At 58.4% G+C, this 1725-nt stretch carries 3 protein-coding genes; all 3 read left to right on the top strand.

Annotated features, from left to right (window positions below):
• The coding region (locus tag ZRA01_RS20690; RefSeq protein WP_218028779.1) for a Wadjet anti-phage system protein JetA family protein at window positions 1-712 on the top strand (712 nt) is incomplete at its 5' end.
• The gene (locus tag ZRA01_RS20160; protein ID WP_141355157.1) at window positions 687-1364 is read left to right on the top strand and encodes a DUF4194 domain-containing protein; all 678 of its coding nucleotides are present in this window, start codon (window positions 687-689) and stop codon (window positions 1362-1364) included. The genes ZRA01_RS20690 and ZRA01_RS20160, both read left to right, overlap by 26 nt.
• A partial coding sequence (locus tag ZRA01_RS20165; protein ID WP_141355158.1) for an ATP-binding protein occupies window positions 1361-1725 on the top strand: 365 nt, incomplete at its 3' end. The genes ZRA01_RS20160 and ZRA01_RS20165, both read left to right, overlap by 4 nt.

A 1725-nucleotide genomic window follows, 5' to 3' on the forward strand; every position in this document is an offset into this window, starting at 1 on the left:
GCTAGAGCAGCAACTACGGGAAATTGCTTCGTGGGCGAACCCTGATGGCCGAGCTGAAAGTGCGTTCGATTGGATGCTCGACTGCTTAGAAGAAATGGTCGAGGCAGCCTGCACGACCAAACACCCTGAGCTACTCAAGGCCATGAACATCTATGTGCGACGCGCCACGAGCATCGTCCAGCAAGCCATGCTTCTCCATGGGGGGCAGTCTCGGCACAGCTACAGCAAAGCCATTGCCTTGGTCGCGGACCAAGTAGGTGAGGCCCAGACGGCTCTGCTGGAAAGGTTGGGTGAAGCCATTGCATCAGCAGAAGTTCGTGTCCTGGACCCAGCGTCCTTCAAGCTCCGGTCGGCATCTCAACGACGAAAGGCGCTCGCTGTGACTGTTCAGCCCCGTATTTCTCGAGAGTCACGCTTGGCTGCGGCGATGCATCGTGCAGAAGCAGGGGCGTTCGCGTTATCAAACGATGATGTTATGGAAGGTATCCGAAGGGAGCTTCGACTCCGAAGTAGGGCAGTCCGGCTGTCCAACTTGCCCATCGAAACAGCCACCGACGTGCTCCATGCGATGCAGGCGGTTGAAGCTATACGAAGCTCACGTTCGGAAGACATCAATGCGACTAAGTTGCCATCCCGCCTCCAAAACGCCTTTTACACCGCAAACGACTACCTGATTGAGTTCGACAATGAGCCTGACAACCGCCGCCCTTGAGCAACTGAACTTGACTGGTCTAAAGCTCGAACGATTCCAGGATGTCGTAACACGGCTGTTCGCTCACGGCATCGTTGTCCGTGACGAGGGGGGCGTCGAGGCCCTCTACTATGACGACGCGCGTCGGATGGAGGCGTTGCTCGGTGAGTACTTCAGCCTGGCCGGGTTCTTCCTGTACCACGACACCAAGGCGGAGTTCTTCCGGCTCTATGCTCCGGGGGCTCAAGCACCGGGTATCACTCCGGAAGGGGTGGAACCGGTTCCTTCCTTACGCGCCAAGCTGTCCCCCGACTTTGTCGCAGCCGCACTTGCACTGCGGTTCCTATACCAGAAAGGACTTATGGATGGGGGGATGCATCTCACAGATGAAGGCGAGGTTCTCATCCGGTTTGAGGAGCTTGCTGCAACGTTGCAAGCCCAACTCAAGCGCCCATTGCCTGAGTTGGCGGGGGATAAGGACCGGCTCCTGCGCGAATTGCGTCGCCATCGGTTGATACGGATGAGTCCCACGTTCTCGATGTTGGATGAGGACGCCCTCATTGCCATCCGTCAGACCATTCTTGGAATCATCAGCGAAGATGCGCTCGCGGCGGCCCTCGAAGGAGGCGCAGGTGAGCCCGTCACCGCACCTGACGAGGAAGCCGCTCGATGAAGCTTGAATCCCTCATTCTCGTGAACTGGGGCTCTTTGCGGCCGGGTGAATACCCGATGGGCAACATGACCTTGCTGACGGGGCCGACGGGTTCCGGCAAGTCCACGATGCTTGATGCCCTACAGACCGGCATGACGGCGGTGTACCAGCACATCTTCAGCTACAACCCGGGGCAGGATGAAACTAACCAGAACGCGCGTAATGGGAAGACAAAGCGCACCCTCTGGTCGTACATCGTGGGTGCAGAGGACAACCTCTTTGCCCGGCCGGATGGCGCGCATGGCTACGTGGGCTTGGTATTCCGGCCAAGCGAGGGCGAAGGTGGCAAGAGTTTCACCGCCTTGGTTGGGGCTGCAGCTAG

Origin of the sequence: Zoogloea ramigera, from assembly GCF_006539865.1 — a bacterium.
In the GTDB taxonomy this organism is placed as follows: domain Bacteria; phylum Pseudomonadota; class Gammaproteobacteria; order Burkholderiales; family Rhodocyclaceae; genus Zoogloea; species Zoogloea ramigera.